Consider the following 25,963-nt stretch of genomic DNA (forward strand, 5'->3'; position numbering starts at 1 on the left):
GGTGCTCGGCGCGGCGGCGCTGCCGGCGCGCGGCGGCGCCCGCACGCCCTGGGCGCGCCTGCTGGCGCGCGCGCCGGCGGCGTACGCCAGCAGCCTGTGCGGCGGGCTGCTGCTCGGCGCGTTCTATGGGCTGGGGCCGCTCTACGCCGCGGCGGTGGGCGGCGGAGCGTCCGCCTCGGGGCCGTTCATGGCGGCGGCGATGCTCGGCGGCGTGGCGGCGCTCGGCCCGGTGGGGCGCGGCGCCGACCACGGGCACCGGGAGCGCTGGCTGACCGCGGCGCTGGCCGCCACCGCCGCGGCGACGGTGGTGCTGGCGCTGGCACCGGCCGGCGACCTGCTGGCGCTGTGCATGGGCGGGGTGCTGCTGGGGGCGTCGGCCTGCACGCTGTACCCGTTGGCGTCGGGCTGCGTGAACGACGCGGTGCGCGCCGACGAGCGGCTGGCGGCCAACAGCCTGCTTCTGCTGCTGAACGCCGCCGGGGCCAGCGCCGGGCCGATGCTGGCCGGCTGGGCGATGACGCACCTGGGCACCGGGCGGTTCCTGCTGCCGGCGGCCATGGCGTGCATCGTCGCCTCGGCCGCCGTGGTCGGAACGCGCCCGATGCCCGAACTGCGTGCGTCCGGGTCGGTTTAGGCCGCCGCGTACGCCCGCCCCTCGCGGGCGCGCATCAGCAGCCAGACCGCGGTCACGCCGGCCAGTTTGGAAGCGATGCTGGCGGTCCACACGGCGGGCGACCAGACGCCGATCATGCCGAAGAAGATCGCCGTGTCGGCCGGCACCGACAGGGCGGCGCTCAGCCACAGCCGGTCGCGCAGCGGGCGCCTGGTGACGGTGAAGACCGCCCAGTCGATGGTCTCCGACACCGCGAAGGCGGCGACGCTGGCCAGCGCCACGAACGGGTCGGCCAGCAGGTAGGACAGCACGCTGCCCGCGGCCATGGCGGCCAGCGACCCGTGCCCGAAGCGCACCTGCACCATGTCGCGCAGGATGAAGATGAAGCCGACCCAGCAGGACCAGACGAGGTCCAGGTGCGGGGCCATGCTGAAGGCGTAGTTGATGGCAACCACGCTGCCGATGTAGGCGGCGAGCCAGATCATGGAATCCTCCGATGCCACCCGCCTGAACGCGGGCGCGTAGACGCGAAACCGGGGCAGACCCGCCTGAACGCGGGCGCCCCGGCGCCTGCTTTAACACGGAAGCGGCGGCGCCGTCACTCCTTCCGGCGCCGCGCGGGAAGCGCGCCGTTTTGGTCGCATGTGCCCTGCACGCCTTTGGTGTATAATGATTATCCTGTTGCACGAACGCCGACGAGCCGGCAGCCTGCACGCATCCGCACGGGGACGGAATGGGGGAACGGAGCGAAAAGAAAGCGACCGCACCGGCCGCCTTGCGCGGACACTGGCGGATTCCGGCGGCGATCCTCGCCGTCGTCACGCTGATGATCGGCGGGCTGTGGACGGCGCTTCTGCACGACCTGGAACGCGACCGGGAGGCGCTGACCGCCTCCGCCGGCGTCGATGCCCTGAACCTCGCCCGTGCGTTCGAGGAGCACGTCGTCCGCACCGTCGACGACATCGATTCCATCCTGCTGCTGCTGCGCCACGACTGGGTGAAGGAGCCGGAGCGGTTCGCCGAGCGGGCCGCCATCATGCAGACCGCGCTGGGGCGCAGCCTGCGGCTCCAGGTCTCGATCATCGACCGCGACGGCCATCTGACCGCCAGCAACATCCCCGACGCCGAGCGCCTGTATCTCGGCGACCGCCCGCACTTCAAGGTCCACCAGATCGACGGCGGCGACGCGCTGTACGTCAGCGAGCCGGTGCTCGGCCGGGTGACGAAGCGGTGGACCCTGCAGTTCACCCGGCGCGTCCCCGCCCCGGACGGCGGCTTCGGCGGCGTGATCGTCCTGGCACTCAGCCCCGACTATTTCGCCGACTTCTACAAGACCATCGACGTCGGCCACAGCGGCGCGGTCACGCTGATCGGCCTGGATCGCGTCATCCGCGCCCGCGCCTCGAAGCTGCCGGCACCGGAAAACCCCCTGGGCCGGCTGGTGCCGGGCGAGCGCCCGTTCTTCAACCCCGCCGCCCCGGCGGCCGGGGTGTACCGCGCGCCCAGTTCCGTCGACAACGTGCAGCGCATCGGCGCGTACCGCCGCCTCGCCAACCACCCGCTGGTGGTGCTGGTGGTGCTGGCCGAGAGTGAGGTGCTGGCGCCGTACCTGGAGCGGCGCGGCACGACGCTGGCCGTCGGCGCCGCGGTGTCGGCGCTGCTGGCGCTGGCGGGGGTGCTGCTGGCGCGGTCGTATCACCACAACCTGGCGATGCGCGACACGCTGGCCGTGAAGGCCGACGAGCTGGCCGCCGCCGGCGAGCGGGTGCAGGACGCCAACCGCAAGCTGAAGGAACTGGCGCGCCTCGACCCGCTGCTCGGCATCTTCAACCGCCGCCATTTCGACGAGGCGCTGGAGGTGGAACTGCTGCGCGCCCGGCGCGCCGGCACCCCGACGGCGCTGCTGATGCTCGACATCGACCACTTCAAGGCGTTCAACGACACCTACGGCCATCAGGCCGGCGACGAGTGCCTGCGCCGCGTCGCCAAGGCGGTGTGCGCCGCCGCCCGCCGCCCGGCCGATCTGGTGGCGCGCTACGGCGGCGAGGAGATCGCGGTGGTGCTGCCCGACACCGGTGCCGAGGGCGCCGCCGACGTGGCCGAGCGCATCCACACCACGCTGGCCAGCCTCGGCATCTCCAACGTGGGGGCGGCGAGCGGCCGGCTGACAGTGAGCATCGGCGTCGCCGTGGCGCCGCCCGGACCCGAGGTGACCGCCGCCCACCTGATCGCCACCGCCGACCGCATGCTGTACGAGGTCAAGCGGACCGGGCGCAACGGCACCCGCCTGACGTCGCTCGGCTATGCCGCCGACGTGATGGCCGCCAGTTGAAGCGTCACGCCCGCTTCCAGGTGGTGCCCTGCGGCCCGTCCTCCAGCACGATGCCCTGGTCGAGCAGGTGCTTGCGGATGCGGTCGGCCTCGGCGAAGTTCTTGGCACCCCGCGCCGCCTTGCGGTCGGCGATCAGCTGCTCGATCTCCGCGTCGGCGAGCTGCGCGGCGCCCTTCGGCGCCCAGCGGAACCACGCCTCCGGGTCCTGCTCCAGCAGGCCCAGCGCGCGGCCGGCGGCCAGCAGCCCGCCCTTCGCCATCGCCTTGTTGGCCGGCGCCTCGGCCTTGTGGACCGCCGCGGCGAACTCGTGCAGGTGCGCGATGGCGAGCGGGGTGTTGAGGTCGTCCTCCAGCGCCGCCAGCATGTCGAAGGGCAGGTCCTGCTCCAGCGGTTCCGGCTCGCCGCGCAGCGCACCGTACCAGCGGTCGAGCGTCGCCTTGGCGGCGCGCAGGCCGTCGCGGGTGAAGTCCAGCGGCTGGCGGTAGTGGGCGGACAGCAGCGTCAGGCGGATCGCCTCGCCGGGGAACTCGTCCAGCAGGTCGTGCACGGTGAAGAAGTTGCCCAGCGACTTGGACATCTTCTCGCCCTCGACCGTCACGAAGCCGTTGTGCACCCAGTAGCGCGCGAGGTGCGCGCCGTCGTGCGCGCAGCGGCTCTGCGCGATCTCGTTCTCATGGTGCGGGAAGATCAGGTCCAGCCCGCCGCCGTGGATGTCGAAGGTGACGCCCAGGTGCTCCTTCGCCATGGCCGAGCACTCGATGTGCCAGCCCGGCCGGCCGCGGCCCCACGGCGAGTCCCAGCCCGGCACGCCGTCGGCGCTGGGCTTCCACAGCACGAAGTCCTGCGGGTCGCGCTTGTAGGGCGCCACGTCGACGCGCGCCCCGGCGATCAGCTCGTCGATGGAGCGGCGGGAGAGCTGGCCGTACTCCGCCATGGAGGGCACGGAAAACAGGACGTGCCCGTCGGCAGCGTACGCGTGGCCGGCGTCGATCAGGCGCTGGATGATGGCGATCATCTGGCCGATGTGGTGCGTGGCGCGCGGCTCGATGTCGGGGCGCAGCGCGTTCAGGGCGCCCATGTCCTCGTGGTACAGGCGCGCCGTACGCTCGGTCAGGGCCTCGATGGGCTCGCCGGACTCGCGGGAACGGTCGATGATCTTGTCGTCCACGTCGGTGATGTTGCGGACGTACGTCACCTTCGGGTACAGGCGCTTGAGCAGCCGGTACAGCACGTCGAACACCACCACCGGCCGGGCGTTGCCGATGTGCGCCGTGTCGTACACCGTGGGGCCGCACACGTACATGCCGACGCTGTCCGGCGACAGCGGCTCGAAACGCTCCTTGCGGCGGTTCAGCGTGTTGTACAGGTCGAGCGGCATGGGGTCCTCAGGCGGTCTCACCATTTAGGCGGCGCACGGCGCGCACGCGGCCGATCAGGGGTAGCAGGTTCTTCAACTCCGGTCCATGCTCCCGCCCGGTGAGCGCGAGGCGCAGGGGATGGAACAGCTCCTTGCCCTTGCGGCCGGTGGCCTGCTTCACCGCGTTCGTCCAGGCACCCCAGGTGGCGGCGTCCCACGGCTCCTCCGGCAGCAGGCCGGCGGCGGCCTGGGTGAAGGCGGCATCCTCGACCAGCGGGGCGACCGGCGCGTGCGTGACGCTCCACCACGCGGCGACGTCGGCGAGCGTCTCCAGGTTCGGCCGCACCGCCTCCCAGAACGCCGCGTCGACGCCGTGGAAGCCGCGCCCGTCCAGCTCGGCGCGCACCGCCTCGAAGGGGGTGGCGTGCAGCAGGCGGGCGTTGAGGCGCTTCAGCTCCTCCAGATCGAACTTCGGCGTGGCGCGCGAGACCTTCTCCATGGCGAACTCGGCGACCAGCTCGTCCAGGGTCAGCCGCGGCTCGATGGCGTCGGAGGTGCCGAGCTTGGCGAGCAGGCTGGCCAGCGCCATCGGCTGGATGCCCTCCTCCTCGCGAAGCGAGGTCACGGACAGGCTGCCCAGGCGCTTGGAGAGCCCCTGCCCGCCCGCGTCGGTCAGCAGCGGCAGGTGCGCGAAGCCCGGCACCGCGGCGCCCAGCGCCTGCCAGATCTGGATCTGCACGGCGGTGTTGGCGACGTGGTCCTCGCCGCGGATGACGTGCGTGATGGCGAAGTCGGCGTCGTCCACCACCGAGGTCAGCGTGTAGAGCGGCCGCCCGTCCTCGCGGATCAGCACCGGGTCGGACAGCGCCGTCCCCTCGAAATGCACCGGCCCGCGCACGAGGTCGGTCCACTCCACGGGCGCGTGCTCCAGCTTGAAGCGCCAGTGCGGTTTGCGGCCCTCGCCTTCCAGCCGGGCGCGGTCGGCGTCGGTCAGCCGCAGCGCCGAACGGTCGTAGATCGGCGGCCGGCCCTGCGACAGCAGGCTGGCGCGCTTCAGCGACAGCTCCTCGGCCGTCTCGTAGCAGGGGTACAGCCGCCCGGCGGCCTTCAGCGCGTCCGCGGCCTCGTCGTAGCGGGCGTAGCGGTCGCTCTCCCGCGCGAAGCGGTCCCAGCTCAGGCCGAGCCACGTCAGGTCCGCCTCGATCCCCTGGGCGTACTCGGGCTTCGAGCGTTCCTCGTCGGTGTCGTCCATGCGCAGCAGGAACGAGCCGCCGGCCTTGCGGGCGAACAGCCAGTTGACCAGCGCGAGGCGCACGTTGCCGACGTGCAGCAACCCGGTGGGCGACGGAGCGAAACGGACGGCGACGGACATGGCGGAACGCCTGGCACGGGAACGGGGGTGTCGGGATAGCATGGAACAGGCGGAGGCGCGAGAGGGCTCCGCCCGCCATGCCGTCCCCGCCGTCTCACCGCCCCGCGCAGTACTCCGCCGGATCCACCACGCCGACCACCGTCACCTCGGTGTCCTTGGGCACCACGTATTCCTGGGCGCCGCGGATGTCCGCCACCGCCGGGTCCCAGTTGTAGGTGTAGCCGAGGCGGGTCCACGGGTAGCCGGTCTTCGCCACGTCGGGATTCAGCTGGTGCGCGCCGACCGCCCAATTGGCGAACCACGCCACGTACTCCGGCGAGCCCGTCACCGTGTTGCCGCAGGCCTTGGCGTACGGGTCCGGATCGGCGCAGGGACGGAAGACGCCGGCGCTGGTCGGGCCGGTCTTCTGCGGGCCGTCGATGCGCAGGCGCACGAAGCGGCGCTTGGCGAGATCGGTCTCCGTGGCGGGCTTGAGGCCGAGCAGCTGGTTGAGCCGGGGCACCACCTCGCCCTTGGGAAAGGAGCGGCAGATCCCGCTCACCTCCGGCTCGACGGTGATCCAGGTCTCGCGCGCCAGTTTCACCGTGCCGCCGACGCTGCCCGCCGCCCAGTCCGGGTAGGTGGTGTAGGTCAGCGCCTGCACCGGGTAGGCAAGCGGCGTCAGCGGCCGGACATTCGATTCCTCGAACACCGCGGAGCGGGCGACGGAACGGTCGTAAAGTTCGGTCTGCGATGCGCACGCCGCCAGGGCCAGCGCAAGGGTTGCGGCAAAAATCGTCCGGCTGCGCACAGCGAAATCCCCCACCATCGAAATACACGTCACGGTAGCATGACTCGATAACGGGGCTTGATCCAGAGCATTGTGCGGAGCCGCCGCCTCCGCCACTCTGCCGCCCGCGGGGGAAACGCAAAAAACCCGAAGGGAAGTGGAGACAATGAGGCTCGCAGAGGCTTTGCTGCACGCGCTGAAGGAGCGCGGCGCGCAAACGGTGTTCGGCATTCCGGGCGACTTCGCCCTGCCGTTCTTCAAGGTCATGGAAGAGACGAAGATCCTGCCGCTGGTGACGCTGAGTCACGAGCCGGCGGTCGGCTTCGCGGCGGACGCGGCGGCGCGCGCCGGCACCACGCTGGGCGTGGCGGCCGTCACCTATGGTGCTGGCGCGCTGAACATGGTCAACGCGGTGGCCGGGGCGTACGCCGAGAAGTCGCCGGTGGTGGTGATTTCCGGCGCGCCAGGCGCCGGCGAGGGCGGCGGGCTGCTGCTGCACCACCAGGGCAAGACGCTGGACACCCAGTACCGCGTCTTCCAGGAGATCACCGTGGCGCAGGCGCGCCTGGACGATCCCGCCACCGCGCCGGCCGAGATCGCCCGCGTGCTGGGCGCCGCGCAGGCGCTGCAGCGCCCGGTCTACCTGGAACTGCCGCGCGACATGGTGAACCGCGAGGTCGGGCCGGTCGGCCCCGACCCGGTGTTGCCGGTGGATGGCGACGCGCTCGCCGCCTGCGCCGACGAGGTGCTGGCGCAGCTGCGCAAGGCGACGTCGCCGGTGCTGATGGTGTGCGTCGAGGTGCGCCGCTACGGCCTGGAGGACAAGGTGGCGGAGCTGGCGCGCCGGCTGGGCGTGCCGGTGGTCACCTCGTTCATGGGGCGCGGCCTGCTGTCCGGCAAGCCGTGGCCCCCGCGCGGCACCTACCTGGGCGTCGCCGGCGACCCGGCGATCACCAAGCTGGTCGAGGAGTCGGACGGGCTGTTCCTGTTGGGCACCCTGCTGTCGGACACCAACTTCGCGGTGTCGGAGCGCAAGCTCGACCTGCGCAAGACCATCCACGCCTTCGACCGCGAGGTGACGCTGGGCTACCACAGCTACCGCGACATCCCGCTCGACCGGCTGGTGGACGCGCTGCTGGAGCGGCTGCCGGCGTCGGACCGCGTGGCGGAGGCGCAGGGCCGCGCCTACCCCGCCGGCCTGATCCGCGACGCGCAGCCGATCGGCCCGATGGACATCGCCTGCGGCGTCAACGACATGGCGGCGAAGCACGGCGACCTGATGATCGCCTCGGACATCGGCGACTGCCTGTTCACCGCCATGGACATCCGCGACGCCGGGCTGATGGCGCCGGGCTATTACGCCGGCATGGGCTTCGGCGTGCCGGCCGGCCTGGGCGCGCAGGCGGCGACGGGCAAGCGCCTGCTGATCCTGGTCGGCGACGGCGCGTTCCAGATGACCGGGTGGGAGCTGGGCAACGCGCGGCGCTTCGGCCTCGACCCCATCGTCGTCCTGTTCAACAACGCCAGCTGGGAGATGCTGCGCACCTTCCAGCCGGAGTCCGCGTTCAACAACCTCGACGACTGGCACTACGCCGACATGGCGAAGAGCCTGGGCGGCGACGGCATGCGGGTGTCCACGCGGGGCGAGCTGGGCGCCGCGCTCGACACGGCGTGGGAGACGCGCGGGCGCTTCCAGCTGATCGAGGCGATGATCCCGCGCGGCGTGCTGTCCGACACGCTGGCCCGCTTCGTCAAGGGGCAGAAGCGCCTGCACAAGAAGCCCGCGGAGTAGGGGCCGCCCTGAAATCCATGCCTTGGGCAGTGTAAACACAGAGGCACGGAGACACAGAGGAACACGGAGTTTTTTTCTCTGTGTCTCTGTGCCTCTGTGGTTCATCCTTCGCCACATCGAGGATTTCCCCCTCTCCCACGGGGGAGGGAGGCTGAAAAAACCAACGACACGGAGGAACCGAGCATGGCCGACAAAAAGCTGCGGATCGGCGTGGTGCTGTCGGGCTGCGGCGTCTACGACGGCGCCGAGATCCACGAGGCGGTGTGCACGCTGATCGCCATCGACCGGGCGGGGGCGGAAGCCGTGTGCTACGCCCCCAACGTCGCCCAGGCGCACGTCATCGACCACGCCACCGGCCAGGAGACGGGCGAGACCCGCAACGTGCTGGCGGAATCCGCCCGCATCGCCCGCGGCAAGATCACCGACCTCGCCCGGTTCCAGGCCGGCGACGTCGACGCGCTGATCTTCCCCGGCGGCTTCGGCGCGGCCAAGAACCTCTCCAGCTTCGCCTTCCAGGGCCCGGACTGCACGGTGAACCCGGACGTCGAGACGGCGGTGCGCGCCATGGTGCAGGCCGGCAAGCCGATCGGCGCGCTGTGCATCGCCCCGGCCATCCTCGCCAAGCTGCTGGGCAAGGAGGGGGTGGAGCTGACCATCGGCTCCGACGCCGGCACCGCCCAGGCGCTGGAGACGCTGGGCGCCAAGCACCGCACCACCACCCACTGCGAGGTGGTGGTCGATCAGGCGCACAAGGTGGTCACCGCGCCCTGTTATATGCTGGACGCGTCCGTTGCGCAGATCGCCGATGGTGCGGCCAACGCGGTGAACGCGCTGATCGGGCTCGTCCGTTCGGCCTGATCGGCCACGGGACTTACCCCGCCGGGTGGAATTTACCCGGCGGGATCCCGCCCGTACCATGCTTCCCTGATGCAGCGGTTCCCCGACCGCGGAGGGCAGCATGGTGCGCACGCTCTTCCTTGCGATCCTCGTCTTCGCCGCCGGTCCGGCGGCCGCCGCGGACTGGTACGCGGTGGATGCGTCCCGCGTGCGCATCGCCGTGAAGCACCCCGCCTTCGCCGGTCAGGCGCCGGCGGTCAGCGTCCGCATCCCCGACGACATCGCCCGCACCGCGCAATCCGACTGGCTGCGCCTCGGCTCGCTGGCCGAGCCGGGACCGGTGTTCACCGCCACCTACCAGACCGAGCACCGCGGCTTCCCGCCCTACACGCTGGCCGAGAGCTTCCGCCACAAGATGGCCTTCCGCGCCTGGACGACGATCGCGGTGGCGGACGGGCCGACCGTGCGCTCCGACTTCGGCCCGGTCGAGACCATGAAGGTGACCATCGCCAGGGACGGCGTGGAGCGGCAGTGCGGCTACTGGCACTGGCAGGAGTCCGACAACCGCTCCTACTTCGACGGCTGGTACTGCCCGGCGGTCGGCCAGGAGGTCGGCGACGCCGACATCCAGCGCTCCGTCTGGGCGGTGCGCTGGCGCACCCAGGAAGCGCGCGCGCCCTGACCACGGCGAATCACTCCTGGTGACACCACCGCCGGCGTGCTCAGGGTCGGAACCATATGCGCCCAAGAAAGCGGCAATATGGCGAATGATTATGCAAGCAGAGAACCGAATTCGCATACGCGAACGTATTTCATGCGCCCCGGCAAGACTTGAATCAGCACGAATTTGAAATTTTCGTGACAGACGATATCATCGGTTCGCATGCGAAGGGGGATGCGACGATGACGAACCGCGTGTGGAAGCGCCCGACGATTGCCGGTCTGGTGAACTGGTTCGGCATCCTGCTTACGCTCAGCTTCCTGGCCGCGGGCGCCGCCGGTAATTTCGCCATAAACGAGTTGAAGGTCGGTGGCCCGATCTACCAGCGCATCATCTTCGGCAAGGACCTGATCGCCGATATCCTGCCGCCGCCGGAATACGTCATTGAATCCTACCTCGAGGCGACGCTGGCGATGAACGACCCGGCCTCGGTCGAGGCGCATCGCGCCCGGCTGGCCAAGCTGCACAAGGAATACGACGAGCGCCACGACTACTGGCTGGCGCAGGACTTCGAGCCGGCGTTGCGCGACAAGCTGACCCGCACCTCGCACGCCCACGTCATGCGCTTCTGGGACGCGCTCGAAGGGCGGCTGCTGCCGGCGCTGGCCAAGCGCGACCTGGAGACGGCGCGCGCCGCCTACGCCGACGTCGCCGCCGCCTATGGCGCGCACCGCGCCGTGGTCGATGAGGTGGTGGCCGCGACGGAGACGCTGAACGCCGCCACCGAGGCCCACGCCGCCGACCGCGAGACCCTGTTCATGACGGTGGTGTGGGTGGGCTCGGCGCTGGTGCTGGCGCTGCTGGTGGCCGGGGTGGCCGGCATCGCGGTCGGCGTGATCCGGCCGGTGGTGGCGATGACCGGGGTGATGAAGCGGCTGGCCGGCGGCGACCTGACGGTCGGGATTCCCGCCGCCGACCGCAGCGACGAGGTGGGCGCCATGGCCGCCGCCGTCACCGTGTTCAAGGAGAACGCGCTGGAGGCCGAACGCCTGCGCGCCACGCAGGAGGCGGAGCGCGAGCGGGCCGAGCACGACAAGCGCGACGCGCTGATGCGCATGGCCGAGACGGTGGAGCGCGAGGCCACCGCCGCGGTCGAGAACGTGGCGACGCGCACCGGCCGCATGGCCGCCAACGCCACGGAGATGGCGGCCTCGGCCGGGGCGGTCAGCAACAACAGCCAGAACGTCGCGGCCGCCGCGCAGCAGGCGCTGGCCAACGCGCAGACCGTCGCCTCGGCGACCGAGCAGCTGAGCGCGGCGATCCGCGACATCTCCGGCCAGATCGGCACCGCCACCGGCATCACCGGCAAGGCGGTGACGGCGTCGGGGCACGCCGAGCAGACGATGATGCAGCTGGTCAACGCGGTGAACCGGATCAGCGAGGTGACCAAGCTGATCAACGACATCGCCGGCCAGACCAACCTGCTGGCGCTCAACGCCACCATCGAGGCGGCGCGGGCCGGCGAGATGGGCAAGGGCTTCGCGGTCGTCGCTTCGGAGGTCAAGAGCCTCGCCACCCAGACCGCCAAGGCGACCGACGAGATCGCCAGCCAGATCACCGAGATCCAGACCACCACGGCGGAAACGGTGGAAGCGGTGCGCGCCATCACCAACGCCATCCGCAACGTCGAGACGGTGTCGACCACCATCGCCACCGCCATCGACCAGCAGGGCGCGGCGACCAGCGAGATCGCCCGCACCGTGGCGCAGACCTCGGAAGCCGCGCAGGAGGTGGCGGAGCGCATCGCCCAGGTCTCCGCCGAGGCGTCGGTGACCGGCGAGCGGGCGACGCAGGTGAACAGCCTGTCCGGCATGGTGGCGCAGAGCATCGACCAGCTGCGCCACGTGGTGATCGAGGCGGTGCGCACCGCCACGCCGGAGGTCAACCGCCGCCGCCTGCCACGCTACCCGCTGAACCGCCCGGGCACGCTGTCGGCCGGCGCGCGGCAGGTCGCGGTGACGGTGGAGAACGCCTCGGAGGGCGGCGCCCAGGCGAAGGGCGACGTCGCGGGGCTGAGCGCCGGGAACGCGGTGCAGCTGACCTTACCGGGGATGGAGCGGGCGATCCCGGCGACGGTGAAGCGCATCGAGGACGGCCGGGCACACCTGACCTTCACCGTGCCCGCCTCCGACGCCCAGGCGTTCGCCGAGGCGTTCCGGAGGCTGGTGGCGGGGCTGAGGCCGCTGGAGCACGCGGCGTAAGAAGCCCCTCCCCCGCGAGGAGGAGGGGCTTTGGAGGGTCAGAACCGCAGCACCTTCGCCTGCACCACGCTCGGCAGCGCGGCGATCTTCGCCAGCACGTCGTCGCCGATCCGCTGGTCCACCGAGACCAGCGCGATGGCGTTCTCGCCCGGCGCGGTGCGGCCGAGGTGGAAGGACGCGATGTTGACGCCGGCGTCGCCCAGCGTCGCGCCCAGCCGGCCGATGAAGCCCGGCTTGTCCTCGTTGCGGATGTACAGCATGTGGGTGGACAGCTCGGCCTCCACCGGCACCTCGTCGATGCCGACGAGGCGCGGCTTGTCGCCGCCGAACAGCGAGCCGGTCAGCGTGCGGCTGCGCTGCTCGCTGACCACCGTCACGCGGATCAGCGTGTGGTAGTCGCCGCCGCGGTCGCGCTTGGTCTCGGCGATGTCGATGTTGCGCTCGCGCGCGATCACCGGGGCGTTGACCATGTTGACGCTGTCCAGCAGCGGCGACAGCAGGCCCATGACCACCAGCGCGGTCAGCGGCTTGGTGTTCAGCTCGGCCACGGCGCCCTCGTACTCCACGGTGATGGAGCGCAGGCCGGACTGCGTGATCTGCCCGGCGAAGCTGCCGAGCTGCTCGGCCAGCCGCATGTAGGGCTTCAGCTTCGGCGCGTCCTCGGCCGAGACCGAGGGCATGTTCAGCGCGTTCACCACCGCGCCGGTCATCAGGTAGTCCGACATCTGCTCGGCCACCTGCAGCGCCACGTTCTCCTGCGCTTCCGAGGTGGAGGCGCCGAGGTGCGGGGTGCAGATCACCTGCTCCAGGCCGAACAGGGCGTTGTCCTTGGCCGGCTCCGTCGCGAAGACGTCGAGCGCCACGCCGGCGACGTGGCCGGACTCGATGGCCGCCTTCAGGTCGGCTTCGACGATCAGGCCGCCGCGGGCGCAGTTGACGATGCGGACACCCTTCCTGCACTTGGCCAGCGCCTTGGCGTCGAGGATGTTCTTCGTCTGCTCGGTCAGCGGCGTGTGCAGCGTGATGAAGTCGGCGCGGGCCAGCAGCTCGTCCAGTTCGACCTTCTCGACCCCCAGCGTGACGGCGCGCTCGTGCGACAGGAACGGGTCGTAGGCGACGACCTTCATCTTCAGCCCCTGCGCCCGGTCGGCGACGATGGAGCCGATGTTGCCGGCGCCGATCAGGCCCAGCGTCTTGCCGGACACCTCGACGCCCATGAAGCGGTTCTTCTCCCACTTGCCGGCGTGGGTGGAGGCGTTGGCCTGCGGGATGTCGCGGGCGACGGCGAACAGCAGCGCGATGGCGTGCTCGGCCGTGGTGATGGAGTTGCCGAACGGCGTGTTCATGACCACCACGCCGCGCTGGGTGGCGGCCGGCACGTCCACGTTGTCGACGCCGATGCCGGCGCGGCCGACGACCTTGAGGTTGGTCGCCGCGGCCAGCAGATCCTTGGTCACCTTGGTGGCCGAGCGGATGGCGAGGCCGTCGTAGTCGCCGATGATGGTCTTCAGGTCGTCGGCGGACAGGCCGGGACGGACGTCCACCTCGACGCCGCGCTCGCGGAAGATCTCGACGGCGCGGTCGGACAGCTTGTCGGAAATCAGGACCTTGGGCATGTGGGGCTCCCCTGGGGAATTGGTTGAATGCGCCCTAGGTGCCCCCACCCCATCCCTCCCCTGCTCTCGGCGGATCGAAGATCCGCCTGCCGCGTCAGCGCAAACCGAAGGTTTGCGCGTGAGCTTCGCAGGGGAGGGGGCCTGTCGCCATTCCCCTCCCCTGCAAAGCGGGGGAGGGGGCAGGGGTGGGGGCAAGTGATCAGGCAGCCGCCGTGATCTCGGCCTTCGCCGTGGCGAACGCCCAGTCGAGCCAGGGCAGCAGCGCGTCGATGTCGCCGCCCTCGACGGTGGCGCCGCCCCAGATGCGCAGGCCGGCCGGCGCATCGCGGTAGGCCGCGATGTCGTAGGCCACACCTTCCTTCTCCAAGAGCGACGCCAGCTTCTTGGCAAAGTCCGCCTGGCCGCCCGCGTCCAGCGCGGTGACCGCCGGGTCCGCGATGGTCAGGCAGATCGAGGTGCAGGAGCGGATGGCCGGGTCCTTCGCCAGGAACGCCGCCCAGTTGCCGGACTTCGCCTGCCAGTCGGCGATCTTCTTCAGGTTGCCTTCCGAGCGCTCGACCAGCGCCGTCAGGCCGCCGACCGACTTGGCCCACTGCAGGCCGTCGATGGCGTCCTCGACCGCCAGCATGGACGGCGTGTTGATGGTGTCGCCCTTGAAGATGCCCTCGTTGATCTTGCCGTCCTTGGTCATGCGGAAGATCTTCGGCATCGGCCACGCCGGCTTGTAGCTCTCCAGGCGCTCCACGGCGCGCGGGCTCAGCACCAGCATGCCGTGCGCCGCCTCGCCGCCCAGCACCTTCTGCCAGGACCAGGTGACGACGTCGAGCTTGTCCCACGGCAGGTCCATGGCGAACGCCGCCGAGGTGGCGTCGCAGATGGCGAGGCCCTGGCGATCGGCCGGGATCCAGTCGCCGTCCGGCACGCGCACGCCGGACGTGGTGCCGTTCCAGGCGAAGACGACGTCGCGGCTCCAATCGACCTGCTTGAGATCGGGGATCTCGCCGTAGCCGGCCTGGAGCAGGCGGGCGTCGAGCTTCAGCTGCTTGGCGATGTCGGTGCCCCAGTCCTTGCTGAAGCTCTCCCACACCAGCACGTCCACCGGCCGGGCGCCCAGCAGCGACCACAGCGCCATCTCGACGGCACCCGTGTCGGAGGCCGGCACGATGCCCAGGCGGTAGTCGGCGGGGATGCCCAGGATCTCCTTGGACAGGTCGATGACCTGCTGCAGCTTGGCCTTGCCCGGCTTCGAACGGTGCGAACGGCCGAGACAGGCGCCCTTCAGCGCGTCCAGCGACCAGCCCGGACGCTTGGCGCAGGGACCCGAGGAGAAGTTGGGAACGGTCGGCCGGACGGTCGGCTTCATGGAACGCTTCCTTCGTTGCTGTGCGACCGGGTGGGCGGTCGCGGCCCGCAGCGACGATAGGTGCGTGGGCGGGGGTCCGTCAACGGAAGGGACACAGGCGTGCCTGGGGCGGGATGCCGCGCGGGGCTGGAGATGCGCTGCCGCAATCATGAACGACTAATGGAGGAATTTTTCATATTATATTCCTCCATGCAGGGTATTTAAAGAAATAATACGATCATTTGGTTGTGCATTCTGCAACATACAAGAGAATGAAGGGGTATTCCCATGAAGGCTCTGATCGTCGACGAAACGGCCACCCTGCGGCGCATCGTGCGCAATCACGTTGTGATGAACGGTTATCCGGAGCCGAGCCAGGCGGACAGTTTCCCGGCTGCGCTTCAGACGCTCCGCGACAGCCCGCACGACCTCGTGCTCTGCGACTGGAAGGTCGGCCAGGAAAGCGGCATTGAGCTTCTCAAGAGCATCCGCGCCGACGATGAGATCAAGAACGTCCGATTCATCCTGATCATGCCGGACGTCAGCCATGAACTGATCATGGAAGGCAAGAAGTACGGCATCAACAACTACATCATAAAGCCGTTCAACACGGAACAGCTGCAAGCGAAGATCCGCCACGTGATGGGTTGGTGAGCGGTTCCGATGCCGGGCCGCCCGACAGGCGGCCCGGCGCCGAAGCCCGCGACTACCGCCCCACCGCCGCCAGCACTCCGCGCATCCACTCCAGCGCCTGATCGGCGTGGTCGGCGTCGAAGGGCAGGTCCGGCCAGTACTCGGCGTGCTGGCGCAACCGCGCCAGATCCTCGAAATAGTTGGCCAGCACCAGGATGTGCTGCGGCGGCGCGTCGGTGAAGCGCGCGGTCCGCATCGCCGCGCGCACCTTGGCGTGGCGCACCGGGTCGCGGCCGACGTCGACACCGACGTGCGGGGCCGCCATGTGCAGCGCCGCGGTGTAGCAGGCCTGCGCCGCCATGCGGCACTGCGCCTCCCCCGGGGTGCCCGCCAGCAGGGACTCGGCGGCGGCGATCAGGTCTTCAGGACGCATGGGTCCCCCGCAGGAATTCGAAGCCGATGCGGCCGGCGAACTCGGGTCCGGCCTCGCGCACGCGGGCGTGCACGCGGTCGAGCGCCGCGCGGTAGACGCGGTGCGGCCTGTCGGTGCCGGGCGGCACGCGGATGCCGAGCACGCGGAACAGGTCGTCGCCGAACGACTGCCCCATCGGCTCGCTCTCCAGGCCGAGTTCCTGCGCCACGAACGCTTGGTAGACGTAGACCGCGCGCTCGTCGCGCAGGCGTTCCGGGTCGAGGTCGTCGACGCCGCGCGGGTACAGCGTCGGGGCCGCCTGATAGAGCGCCGCGAAGGCCTGTCGGCTGGCGGACTCGGCGGTGTCGATGACGCGCTGGAGGGCGGCGATGCCCAGCTCCAGGAAGCCGGTCCACTGCGCCCACTCCTCCTCCGTCGCCGTTTCGGCGATGCGGCCGCGCAGGTCGGCGCAGCGCTCCAGCAGCGGGCCGAGCGTGCTCTCGGCGCTGCGCGCCATCCACAGCAGGGTGATCGCCGTGCGCTCCAGCGGCAGCACGGCGTCGGGCGCCGCCTCGGCGGCGATCTGGGCGGCGGTCCACTCGACGCGGCCGGCCCACTCGTTGACGCTCGTTGCATAGGCACGCGCGGCGTCGGCGCGGCGCTTGAGGTCGGCCAGCCGGTCCGGCGCCAGGACGCCGGGGACGAAGTCCGGCAGCGCGCGCAACGCCTCGGGCGGGCGCATGACGGCGGCGATGTCGGAGGCTCGCAGGGGGTTCGTCATGGCCGCCTCACACGACGCTGGTGAAGCCGTTGGTGATCGGGTAGCGGCGGTCGCGGTTGAAGATCCGCCGCGTGATCTTCACCCCCGGCGGCGCCTGCCGGCGCTTGTATTCGGCCAGGTGCAGCATGCGCCAGACCTTGTTGACCGTCTCCGCCGCGTGGCCGCGGGCGACGATGTCGGGGATGCTCAGGTCCTGCTCCACCAGGCATTCCAGGATGTCGTCCAGCACCTCGTAGGGCGGCAGCGAGTCCTGGTCCTTCTGGTTGGGGCGCAGCTCGGCGGTCGGGGCCTTGGTCAGGATGCGCTCCGGCACCACGCGGCCGGCGGGTCCCCGGGCGTTCGGCGGCAGGTGCCCGTTGCGCCAGCGGCACAGGCCGTACACCGTCATCTTGTAGACGTCCTTGAGGATGGCGTAGCCGCCGCACATGTCGCCGTACAGCGTGGAGTAGCCGACCGACAGCTCCGACTTGTTTCCGGTGGACAGCACCATGGCGCCGAACTTGTTGGACAGCGCCATCAGCGTCATGCCGCGGGCGCGGGCCTGGATGTTTTCCTCGGTGATGTCGGGATCGCGGCCGGCGAAGGCCGGGGCGAGCATGTGGGTGAACGCCTCCATCGCCGGCACGATGGGGATGGTGTCGATGCGGCAGCCCAGCAGCTCCGCCGCCTCGGCCGCGTCGTCCAGGCTGTCCTGCGAGGTGTAGGGCGAGGGCATCATCACGCAGTGCACGCGGTCCGGCCCCAGCGCGTCCACCGCGATGGCGGCGGAGAGCGCCGAGTCGATGCCGCCGGACATGCCGAGGATGACGCCGGGGAAGCGGTTCTTGTTGACGTAGTCCTTGAGGCCCAGCACCAGCGCCTCGTAGATGCCGGCCAGCCCCTCGGCCGGCCTGGCGATCTCGCCCTCGGCGCAGGTCCAGCGGTCGTCCGCCCCGCGCTCCCAGCGGGTGAGCAGCAGGTGCTCGGCGAAGCTCGGCGCCTGGGCCTTGAGGGCGCGGTCGCCGTCCAGCGCGAAGGAGGCGCCGTCGAACACCAACTCGTCCTGGCCGCCCACCTGGTTGACGTAGAGCAGCGGCAGCCCGGTCTCGGTCACCCGCTGCACCGCCAGCTGCAGGCGGCGGTCGAGCTTGTCGGCCTCGTAGGGGCTGCCGTTCGGGACGACGAGGATCTCCGCGCCGGTCTCCACCAGCGTCTCGGCGGCGTCGGGGGTCCACATGTCCTCGCAGACCATCACGCCCAGCCGCACGCCGCGAAAGTTGATCGGCCCGGGCAGCGGGCCGGAGGCGAACACGCGCTTCTCGTCGAAGACGCCGTAGTTCGGCAGGTCGTGCTTGTAGCGCACCGCCGCCACCTTGCCGCCGTCCAGCAGCAACGCCGCGTTGTAGGTCCGGCCGCCGTCGCGCCAGGGGGCGCCCACCAGCACGGCGGGGCCGCCGTCGGCGGTCTCCTCGGCGAACGCGGTCACCGCGCGCTCCACCGTGTCGAGGAAGAAGGGTTTCAGCACCAGATCTTCCGGCGGGTAGCCGCAGACCACCAGCTCGGTGAACACCACGAGGTCGGCGCCGCGCGCCGCCGCTTCGGCCCGCGCGGTGCGGATGCGGTCGATGTTGGCGGGGATGGCGCCCATGGTCGGGTTGATCTGGGCAAGCGCGATGGACAGGCGGTCGGTCATTCTCTGCGTTCCGTTCCCGAAGGACAGCGGAGCCTAGCAGCCGGCGCGGCGCCGCGAAAGGCCCGGAACCCGCCTCGACCGGTGCTGTTTGCAGAGAGGCAGCAGCAGGAGGCAGACCATGCAGGGTTCCGGCTCGACCACATCGGTGTGGATGGCGACGGCGACGACGCCGCAGAGCACCGTCGACCCGCAGAGCGTGCGGCCCGACGTGGTGGTGATCGGCGCTGGCATCGCCGGGGCCAGCGTCGCCTATTTCCTCCAGCGCTCGGGCAAGACGGTCCTGCTGCTCGACGACGGCGCGCCGGGCGACGGCGAGACCGGGCGCACCACCGCGCACCTCTCCAACGCCATCGACGACCGCTTCACCGAGATCGAACGCCTGCACGGCCGGGAGGGCGCGCGCCTCGCCGCCGAGAGCCACGGCGCGGCCATCGACGCCATCGAGCGGATCTGCCGCGAGGAGGGCATCGCCTGCGACTTCGCCCGCCTGGACGGCTGGCTGATGGCCGCCCCCGGCCAGGACCCGGCCGAGATGGACAAGGAGCTGGCGGCCGCGCACCGCGCCGGCCTGACCGGCGTCGAGAAGCACGACCACGCGCCGGGCATCGCGCATCCCGGCCCGGCGCTGCGCTTCCCGGACCAGGGTATGCTCCACCCGCTGAAATACCTGTCGGGGCTGGTCGAGGCGTTCCGCAGGCGCGGCGGCACGCTGGCCACCGGCGCGCACGTCACCACGCTGGAGGAGATCACCGACGGGGTGCGCGTGCACATCCACGGCGGCGCCGTCGATGCCAAGGCGGTGGTGGTCGCCACCAACGCGCCGATCAGCGACCGCGTCGCCATCCATTCCAAGCAGGCGCCCTACCGCACCTACGTCCTCGGCCTGAAGGTGGCGCGCGACGCGCTGCCGACCGCGCTGTGGTGGGACGACCTGGATCCCTACCATTACGTGCGCCTCCAATCGGAGAGCGACCACGCCGTGCTGATCGTCGGCGGCGAGGACCACAAGACCGGCGAGGCCGACGACATGGACCTGCGCTACGCCCGGCTGGAGGCCTGGACGCGCGAGCACTTCCCGATGGCCGGCGAGGTGCAGTACCGCTGGTCCGGACAGGTGATGGAGCCGTTCGACGGCCTCGCCTTCATCGGCCGCGACCCGGCGCACTGGGGGCACGTGTTCATCGTCACCGGCGACAGCGGCATGGGCATGACGCACGGCACGCTGGCCGGCCTGATGCTGTGCGAGCTGGTGCACGGCCACGACCACCCCTGGGCGACGCTGTACGACCCCTCGCGCAAGATGATCCGCAAGCTGGGCACCTACCTGCGCGAGAACCTCGACGCCGCCCGCCATCTGGCGCGCACCGCCTTCGGCCCGTCCGACGTGGACTCCGAGGATCGGATCAAGCCCGGCGAGGGCGCCATCATGAAGACCTTCGCCCGGCCGGTGGCGGTCTACCGCGACGAGCAGGGGCACCTGCACCGGATGTCGGCGGTCTGCCCGCACCTGAAGTGCACGGTGGAATGGAACTCCGGCGAGAAGACCTGGGACTGCCCCTGCCACGGCTCCCGCTTCGCCTGCGACGGCGCGGTGCTGAACGGCCCGGCGACGTCGGCGCTCGCCAGGGTCGGGCAGGAGGTGGACGGGCGCGTCAAGTGAGCTTGCGGGAACGCCGTCGATCCGACACCATGCGGGACGATGGAGGATCCGCCCGCATGACCGCCCAAACCACCGATGGCGACGCCGTCCTGGCGCTCAACCAAGCCTTCTACCGCGCCTTCGCCAGCCTGGACTTCGCCGCCATGGACGCGCTGTGGGCGCGGCATCTGCCGGTGGCCTGCCTGCATCCGGGCTGGACGCTGCTGATGGGGCGCGAGACGGTGATGGACAGCTGGCGCGCCCTCCTCGCCGGGCCGCAGCCGCCATCCATCCATCCGCGCAACGAGCAGGTGGTGATGCTCGGCGACACCGCGCTGGTGCTGTGCGAGGAGGTGATGCCGGGCAACGTCTGCGTCGCCTCCAACCTGTTCGCCCGCGAGGAGGGCGCCTGGCGCCTCGTGCACCATCAGGCGGGACCGCTGGCGCCGGCGGCGGAGCGCGGCCCCACCCCGGCACGGCGCCTGCACTGAGCGGCTAATTCCCTTCGAAGGTCCGCAGCACGTCGATGGCGACCTTGTCGGCGACGGTGCGTTCCGGGTCGGTATTGGTCAGCGCCACCACCGCCCAGCGGTGCGCCCGCGACACCGCCATGTAGGCGTTGAAGCCGCCCGTGGCGCCGGAGTGCCAGTAGATCGGCGTGCCGTCGCGAGCCCACGCCACGAACCAGCCCAGCGCCATCGCCCCGTGCCCCAGGCTGCCGGGATCGACCAGCGAGGGCCCCTGCACCTGCACGGTCTGCGCCAGCGCCAGCGTGCCCACGGTGTCGGCGCCGCAGCCGCCGGGGCAGTCGCCCATGTTGACGCGCAGCCACCGCAGCAGGTCGTCGGCGGTGGAGTACAGGCCGAAGGAGGGCAGCATGGCCGGCGCCTCCCAGTCCGGCACTTCCGAGCCCCGGGCGTGGCCGACCGCCTTGCGGGCGCGCTGCTCGGCGCTGAGGCGGAAGGTGGTGTCCCGGAGGCCGAAGCGGTCGATGACGATGCGCTTCAGCAATTCCTCGTAGCTGGTGCCGGTGGCGGTGGACAGCGCCTCGCCCAGCACCGCCATGCCGACGTTGGAGTAACGGAAGCGCGTGCCCGGCGGCACCGGCAGCTCGTAGCCGGCGAGCCACGCGTCCACCTCGCCCGGGGTCAGCGGCTTGTAGGGGTTGCGCGGGTCCTCCAGGCGCGACCAGGAGAAGTTCGGCGTCTCCGGCACGTTGGGCAGGCCGGCGGTGTGCGTCGCCAGATCGACCAGCCGGATCGGCCGCCCCTCGTAGGCCGGCACGTGCGGCGTCTGACGCAGGTGGCGGTCCAGCGGGTCGGTGGCGGCCACCGCGCCGGCGCGGATCAGCTCGGCCAGGATGGTGCCGGTGAACGGCTTGGTCAGCGAGGCGATCTGGAAGACCGTCCGGCCGTCGGGCCGCGGGCCGCCGCGCCGTCCGGTGCTGCCGTAGCCGGTGACCACCGTGCGCCCCTGGTGCATCACGCCGACCACCAGCCCGCCCCCGGTCGCCCCCGCCTCGGCCAGCCGCGCCAGGGCGGCGCGGTCGACCACCTCCTGGACCCGTTCCTGAGACCGTTCCAGATTGAGCGCCGACGCCGCGGGCGCCAAGCCCACCGAAGCCGCCAGCGCAAGCCCGAATCCCATCGCCGCCGCCCGCATTCCACAGCTCCCGTCCTGGGTCGCTGGTGGACAGTGGGGAGCGGCGGGTCCGGCCGGGATTCACGCGTCGGGCGATCCCCCCACAGCGCGCGGGGCGCCGGTCGACGCACCTCGCGGGCGGGGTGGCGGGTAACCCTTTTCGCCCGGCCGCTCTGGCCGCTGGACAGGCGGGGGATGCCGGGCTAGGACGAAGGCCCGACGGGGCACGCGGCAGGATGATGACGGCGCTGGAGCAGATCAGGCAGTTCGCGATGTTCGTGGTGGTCGGCTGCGCCGCCGCGGTCGGGCATTACGGGCTGCTGGTGGCGCTGGTCGAACTGGCGGGAGCGCCGGCCGTGCCGGCCTCGGCCGCGGGGTTCGTCGTCGGCGGGGTCATCAGCTATCTGCTGAACTACCGCTTCGTGTTCGACAGCGCCGGGCAGCACCTGCCGACCGCGGGCAAGTTCGTGGCGGTGGCCGTCACCGGCCTGGCGCTCAACAGCGCGATCATGTGGGTGCTGACGCACTGGGCGGCGCTGCACTACCTGCTGGCGCAGGTCACCGCGACCGGCACGGTGATGCTGTGGAGCTACGGCGCCAACCGCTTCTGGACCTTCGGCAGGCCGGTCAGGCCGGACGCCCCACCAGCGTGAAGCGGTGCGGCGTCGGGCCGATGTTGGCCGGCAGCCGCTCGACCGTGAAGCCGGACCGCTCCAGCACCGCCGACAGCTCCCCGGGCGTGTAGGTGGAGAAGCCGACCTGCTGGCGGACGCGCCGGTAGTCGGACAGCGCCATGCGCACGATGCCGCCCAGCGCCGCCATCAGGAAGCCGTGCCGCGCCGCGAACTCCAGCTGGCTGCGCACGTCGCGCAGCATCGGCGTGCCGGTCGCCACCACGTCGGCCAGCATCAGCCGCCCGCCCGGCGCCAGCAGATCCCGCCAGCGTGCCAGCAGCCCCGGCAGATCGTCCTTGGCGATGTATTGGAGCACGGAGACCACCGTCACCAGATCGACGCTGCCCGCCGGCTGCGCCGCCAGCGCGGCCTCGTCCAGCACCCGCACCCGCGGCTGCCCGCCCAGGCGCGCCGCCAGCTTCCGCCGCACCGAGGGGGCGCCGTCGAACAGCAGCACCTGCCCGCAGGCCCGCGCCATCGCCCCAGCGCCCAGCGCCTCGCCGCAGCCGAAGTCGAGCACCGTGCCGCCCGACGGCAGGTGCGGCATCAGGTCCTGCGTGATGCGGTCGAAGTGCGCCTCCAGATTGCGCTGGTCGGCGTAGATGGCGTTGGGACGATCCCAGAAGTCGATCCACAAGGTCACGGCGCCCTCCCCTGTCGCGCGAACGGCGACAGGGGAGTATGACCGATGTCTTAACGGATGATCAACCCGCCGGATCTTCCTATCCGTCTCATCAATGGGCGTCCGTCTGGGCGCCCGCCCGCAGCTTCCGCTCCGGCGGACGGCGGTCCTTGACGATGGAGAGCGGCACGCCATCGGCGTTGATCTCCAGGATCGGCTGGCCGTCCAGCAGGTCGGGGCAGCGGCGCACCTGGGTGAACGCCATGAAGAAATCGGCGCGCCGCCAGTCCGGGTCCTTGTCCACCAGCTTCAGCCACGGCGGCAGGTCGTAGCGCACCGCCAGCGGGTTGCCGCACACCGAGAGCGTGTAGGTGGTCTGCGGCGCGGCGCCGTTGTTCTCGCGCTCGACGAAGGCGATCAGCTCCTGCGTCGCCTCGTGCAGCGAGTTGCCCCAGTAGTCCAGCTCGAACTTGCCCACGGCGCCACGCAGGCCGCCGATGAACTTGTTGTAGTAGACGTACTGGTTGGGATGCATGCTGGCGAGCTGCCAGAGATAGACCACGCCCAGCACCGTCAGCGCCCCGGCGAAGACGTGCCCGGCGCGCCGCCCCCACTGCTCGGCCACCGACCAGCCGCGGTCGGCGGCGTAGGCGGCCATCACCGCCATCGGCGGGATGACGAACAGGAAGTGGCGGATGCCGTTGTAGATGGTCGGCCGCATCAGCATGAAGACGACGATCGGCACGAAGGCGCCGAGCACCGTCGGCACCCAGGTGACCGCCACGTGCCGGCGCCACGGCTGCGATTCCAGGCGCAGCAGCGCCACCGCGCCCATCAGCACCGCGACGCCGAGGCCGACCACCAGCGCCTCCGGCAGCTTCACCGCCAGATACATCGGCACGTAGGAGGCGGGCGGGTCGCTGGACAGCACGTTCTGGCCGTTCAGCAGCGTGATGATCTTCAGCGGCACGCGCGAGAAGGCGGCCAGCGCCTCCAGCGGGTTCAGCGGGTTCAGCACCGCCCACGGCCAGAACACCGCCATCACCACGTAGGCGATCGGCAGCGCCGGCAGCAGGATCAGCGCCGACAGCCGGGCGTCGTGCAGCATCTGCTTGCGCCCTTCCAGATGCCACACCACGCCGAGGTGCAGCAGCAGCGCCAGCCCCAGGTAGAACACCCCGAACACCGCGCCGACCCGGATGCCCAGCGCCAGGCCGAGCATCAGCCCGAACTTCCACGCAGCCGAGCGGCTGGGCCTGGGCATCTGCTGCAGGATGCGGGTGGCGAAGTACAGCATCCACACCATGCCGGCCGCGAACGGCACGTCCTTGGTGTTGTTGAACATCGCGCCGTAATAGACGCCGCACAGCGCCAGCCCCGCCGCCGCCAGGAAGCCGGCGCGCGGGCCGGCCAGCGCGCGGCCGAGCCGCCAGGTACCGGCGATGCCGACCACGCCGATCAGGCCGCACAGCAGGTGGCGGGTGGCGTATTCGTCGAAGGGCGAGACCGGGATCAGCACGGCGACCGCCAGGTCGAACAGCCCGCCGTACAGGTACAGGTCCTTGAAATGGAAGGCGGAGTGGTCCTGGAACCCCGACAGGTAGAAGGACAGCAGCTCCTTGCCGTAGATGTGCTGCACCTCCTCGTCGGTGGTGATGCCGTAGTCCTGGAAGGACAGCACGACCAGCACCAGCATGCCGAGCAGCAGCACGCGGGCCAGCTGGTCCCACACCGTGCCGTAGTCCATGCCGGCGCGCGCGCCGGCGCGGATCGCGGGGTCCGTCGGGAAGACCTGATAGTTCACAGCGGCGCCTCCGGCACCCGGTGACGCGCCGCCGCCGCCACATCGACCTGGGCCTCGGCGCCCTCGGCGAGGCCGTGCGTCGAGCGGACGATGAACAGCGGACGGCCCTTGACCTCCTCGAACACCCGGCCGAGGTAGTCGCCGATGATTCCAAGCGTGATGAGTTGCAGGCCGCCCATGAACAGCACCGAGACGATCAGGGATTCGTAGCCCGGCACGTCGACGCCGAACAGCAGCGTCCGCAGCAGGCGGAGCACGATGTACACGAACGCGAAGCCCGACACCATGACGCCGATCAAGCTCCACACCCGCAGGGGGAAGGTGGAGAAGGCCGTCAGCCCGTCGAAGGCGAAGCGCAGCAGCTTGACGAAGCCCCACTTGGTGTCGCCGCCGGTGCGCTGGCCCTGCTCGTACGACACCACGGTCTGGCGGAAGCCGACCCAGGCGAAGATGCCCTTCATGAAGCGCGAACGCTCGGGCATCCGGTTGATGACGTCGACGACCTTGCGGTCCATCAGGCGGAAGTCGCCGACCTCGCGCGGCAGCTTGACGTCGGACAGCGTGTCGAACACCCAGTAGAAGGCGCGGGCGAACAGCCGGTGCTTCCAGCACTGGCCGACCCGGGCGTGGCGCGCCGCCACCACCACGTCGTAGCCTTCCCGCCACTTGGCGATGAACAGCGGCAGCACTTCGGGCGGATGCTGCAGGTCGGCGTCCATCGGCACCACGGCGTCGCCGCGGGCGTGCGCCAAGCCGGCCGAGAGCGCCAGCTCCTTGCCGAAGTTGCGCGACAGGTCGACCACCTTGATGCGCTCGTCGCGACCGTGCGCGGCGACCAGGCGCTCCAGCGTGTCGTCGCGGCTGCCGTCGTTGACGCAGACCACCTCCCACGCCATGTCGAGCCCGTCGAGCACCGGCGCGAGCCGCGCGAACAGCGCCTCGACGTTGGGACCCTCGTTGTAGAAGGGGATGACCACCGACAGCAGCCGGCGCCCGGCGCCGCCACCGGCGCCTTTGCCGTCCGGGCCGGCCGGAGAACGAACCAGGGTGGGCGCCTGGGGCGCCTCGACGAGGGACATGGGTGACCGCAAGCTCACTTCACGCGCTGCCGGATGCCGTCCAACGGGCTGCGG

The 25,963-nt window shown here is 70.9% G+C and carries 23 protein-coding genes; 10 read left to right on the plus strand and 13 right to left on the minus strand.

The features are described from left to right. Window positions 1-634, plus strand: a 634-nt coding sequence (locus TSO221_RS23710; protein WP_158284196.1) for an MFS transporter, incomplete at its 5' end; no start/stop codon positions are given. Here the strand turns inward: TSO221_RS23710 and TSO221_RS23715 are convergent. Then, complete coding sequence (locus tag TSO221_RS23715; RefSeq protein ID WP_109120990.1) at window positions 631-1,098, minus strand: preQ0 transporter; 468 nt, start codon at window positions 1,096-1,098, stop codon at window positions 631-633. The two genes, TSO221_RS23710 and TSO221_RS23715, sit on opposite strands and share 4 nt — an antisense overlap. 290 nt (window positions 1,099-1,388) lie before the next feature. Between TSO221_RS23715 and TSO221_RS23720 the strand changes: the two genes are divergently transcribed. Continuing rightward, window positions 1,389-2,945: a sensor domain-containing diguanylate cyclase gene (locus TSO221_RS23720; RefSeq protein WP_109120991.1), complete on the plus strand. Its 1,557-nt coding sequence runs from the start codon at window positions 1,389-1,391 to the stop codon at window positions 2,943-2,945. Window positions 2,946-2,949: 4 nt separating this feature from the next. Here the strand turns inward: TSO221_RS23720 and cysS are convergent, their stop codons facing one another. From cysS to TSO221_RS23735, 3 genes are all read right to left on the minus strand, one after another. Then, window positions 2,950-4,323: a cysteine--tRNA ligase gene (gene cysS / locus TSO221_RS23725; RefSeq protein ID WP_109120992.1), complete on the minus strand. Its 1,374-nt coding sequence runs from the start codon at window positions 4,321-4,323 to the stop codon at window positions 2,950-2,952. 7 nt (window positions 4,324-4,330) lie between these two features. Then, the gene (gene gltX, locus TSO221_RS23730; protein WP_109120993.1) at window positions 4,331-5,674 is read right to left on the minus strand and encodes a glutamate--tRNA ligase; all 1,344 of its coding nucleotides are present in this window, start codon (window positions 5,672-5,674) and stop codon (window positions 4,331-4,333) included. A gap of 94 nt (window positions 5,675-5,768) precedes the next feature. Next, window positions 5,769-6,464 carry a hypothetical protein gene (locus tag TSO221_RS23735; RefSeq protein ID WP_146208894.1) on the minus strand — a complete coding sequence of 232 codons (696 nt, stop codon included), beginning with the start codon at window positions 6,462-6,464 and terminating at the stop codon, window positions 5,769-5,771. 145 nt (window positions 6,465-6,609) lie between these two features. On the opposite strand from TSO221_RS23735, the gene ipdC reads away from it, so the two are divergent. The 4 genes from ipdC (at window position 6,610) to TSO221_RS23755 (ending at window position 11,994) form a co-directional block, all read left to right on the plus strand. Beyond that, window positions 6,610-8,235 (plus strand): indolepyruvate/phenylpyruvate decarboxylase, encoded by a 1,626-nt coding sequence (gene ipdC / locus TSO221_RS23740; RefSeq protein ID WP_109120995.1) that lies wholly within the window; start codon window positions 6,610-6,612, stop codon window positions 8,233-8,235. Between the two features lie 183 nt (window positions 8,236-8,418). Then, window positions 8,419-9,093, plus strand: a complete 675-nt coding sequence (gene elbB, locus TSO221_RS23745; RefSeq protein ID WP_109120996.1) for an isoprenoid biosynthesis glyoxalase ElbB — start codon at window positions 8,419-8,421, stop codon at window positions 9,091-9,093. 100 nt (window positions 9,094-9,193) lie between these two features. Beyond that, on the plus strand, window positions 9,194-9,754 hold the full coding sequence (locus TSO221_RS23750; protein WP_109120997.1) for a hypothetical protein: 561 nt from the start codon (window positions 9,194-9,196) through the stop codon (window positions 9,752-9,754). A 221-nt stretch (window positions 9,755-9,975) separates the two neighbouring features. Continuing rightward, a complete protein-coding gene (locus TSO221_RS23755; RefSeq protein WP_109120998.1) occupies window positions 9,976-11,994 on the plus strand; it encodes a methyl-accepting chemotaxis protein in 2,019 nt (672 codons plus the stop codon). A 38-nt stretch (window positions 11,995-12,032) separates the two neighbouring features. Here the strand turns inward: TSO221_RS23755 and serA are convergent, their stop codons facing one another. Continuing rightward, window positions 12,033-13,610 (minus strand): phosphoglycerate dehydrogenase, encoded by a 1,578-nt coding sequence (gene serA, locus TSO221_RS23760; protein ID WP_109120999.1) that lies wholly within the window; start codon window positions 13,608-13,610, stop codon window positions 12,033-12,035. A gap of 199 nt (window positions 13,611-13,809) precedes the next feature. Next, window positions 13,810-14,973 carry a phosphoserine transaminase gene (locus tag TSO221_RS23765; RefSeq protein ID WP_109121000.1) on the minus strand — a complete coding sequence of 388 codons (1,164 nt, stop codon included), beginning with the start codon at window positions 14,971-14,973 and terminating at the stop codon, window positions 13,810-13,812. Between the two features lie 267 nt (window positions 14,974-15,240). Here TSO221_RS23765 and TSO221_RS23770 point away from each other — a divergent pair, with 267 nt between their 5' ends. Then, the gene (locus tag TSO221_RS23770) at window positions 15,241-15,606 is read left to right on the plus strand and encodes a response regulator (RefSeq protein ID WP_109121001.1); all 366 of its coding nucleotides are present in this window, start codon (window positions 15,241-15,243) and stop codon (window positions 15,604-15,606) included. A gap of 52 nt (window positions 15,607-15,658) precedes the next feature. Here the strand turns inward: TSO221_RS23770 and TSO221_RS35115 are convergent, their stop codons facing one another. The 3 genes from TSO221_RS35115 to TSO221_RS23785 are packed head-to-tail and all read right to left on the minus strand — an operon-like array spanning window position 15,659 to window position 18,450. After that, window positions 15,659-16,018 (minus strand): hypothetical protein, encoded by a 360-nt coding sequence (locus TSO221_RS35115; RefSeq protein ID WP_146208895.1) that lies wholly within the window; start codon window positions 16,016-16,018, stop codon window positions 15,659-15,661. Further along, window positions 16,008-16,778: a hypothetical protein gene (locus tag TSO221_RS23780; RefSeq protein WP_109121003.1), complete on the minus strand. Its 771-nt coding sequence runs from the start codon at window positions 16,776-16,778 to the stop codon at window positions 16,008-16,010. The genes TSO221_RS35115 and TSO221_RS23780 overlap by 11 nt, the downstream gene beginning before the upstream one ends. Window positions 16,779-16,785: 7 nt before the next feature. Next, a complete protein-coding gene (locus tag TSO221_RS23785; protein ID WP_109121004.1) occupies window positions 16,786-18,450 on the minus strand; it encodes an NAD+ synthase in 1,665 nt (554 codons plus the stop codon). Between the two features lie 118 nt (window positions 18,451-18,568). Between TSO221_RS23785 and TSO221_RS23790 the strand changes: the two genes are divergently transcribed. After that, a complete protein-coding gene (locus TSO221_RS23790; RefSeq protein WP_109121005.1) occupies window positions 18,569-20,110 on the plus strand; it encodes an FAD-dependent oxidoreductase in 1,542 nt (513 codons plus the stop codon). A 56-nt stretch (window positions 20,111-20,166) separates the two neighbouring features. Further along, a complete protein-coding gene (locus tag TSO221_RS23795) occupies window positions 20,167-20,580 on the plus strand; it encodes a nuclear transport factor 2 family protein (protein ID WP_109121006.1) in 414 nt (137 codons plus the stop codon). A 4-nt stretch (window positions 20,581-20,584) separates the two neighbouring features. On the opposite strand, the gene TSO221_RS23800 is transcribed toward TSO221_RS23795, so the two are convergent. Next, window positions 20,585-21,751 (minus strand): serine hydrolase, encoded by a 1,167-nt coding sequence (locus TSO221_RS23800; RefSeq protein ID WP_109121007.1) that lies wholly within the window; start codon window positions 21,749-21,751, stop codon window positions 20,585-20,587. Between the two features lie 215 nt (window positions 21,752-21,966). Here TSO221_RS23800 and TSO221_RS23805 point away from each other — a divergent pair, with 215 nt between their 5' ends. Next, window positions 21,967-22,383 (plus strand): GtrA family protein, encoded by a 417-nt coding sequence (locus TSO221_RS23805; protein ID WP_109121008.1) that lies wholly within the window; start codon window positions 21,967-21,969, stop codon window positions 22,381-22,383. Here TSO221_RS23805 and TSO221_RS23810 read toward each other — a convergent pair. From TSO221_RS23810 to TSO221_RS23820, 3 genes are all read right to left on the minus strand, one after another. Next, entirely contained in the window at window positions 22,358-23,047 is a 690-nt protein-coding gene (locus TSO221_RS23810; protein WP_247878211.1) for a class I SAM-dependent methyltransferase, read from the minus strand. The genes TSO221_RS23805 and TSO221_RS23810 overlap by 26 nt on opposite strands. Before the next feature lie 91 nt (window positions 23,048-23,138). Continuing rightward, window positions 23,139-24,830: a glycosyltransferase family 39 protein gene (locus TSO221_RS23815; RefSeq protein ID WP_247878212.1), complete on the minus strand. Its 1,692-nt coding sequence runs from the start codon at window positions 24,828-24,830 to the stop codon at window positions 23,139-23,141. Continuing rightward, complete coding sequence (locus tag TSO221_RS23820; protein WP_109121010.1) at window positions 24,827-25,909, minus strand: glycosyltransferase family 2 protein; 1,083 nt, start codon at window positions 25,907-25,909, stop codon at window positions 24,827-24,829. The genes TSO221_RS23815 and TSO221_RS23820 overlap by 4 nt, the downstream gene beginning before the upstream one ends. Window positions 25,910-25,963 lie beyond the last annotated feature (54 nt).

This window comes from Azospirillum sp. TSO22-1, assembly GCF_003116015.1.
In the GTDB taxonomy this organism is placed as follows: domain Bacteria; phylum Pseudomonadota; class Alphaproteobacteria; order Azospirillales; family Azospirillaceae; genus Azospirillum.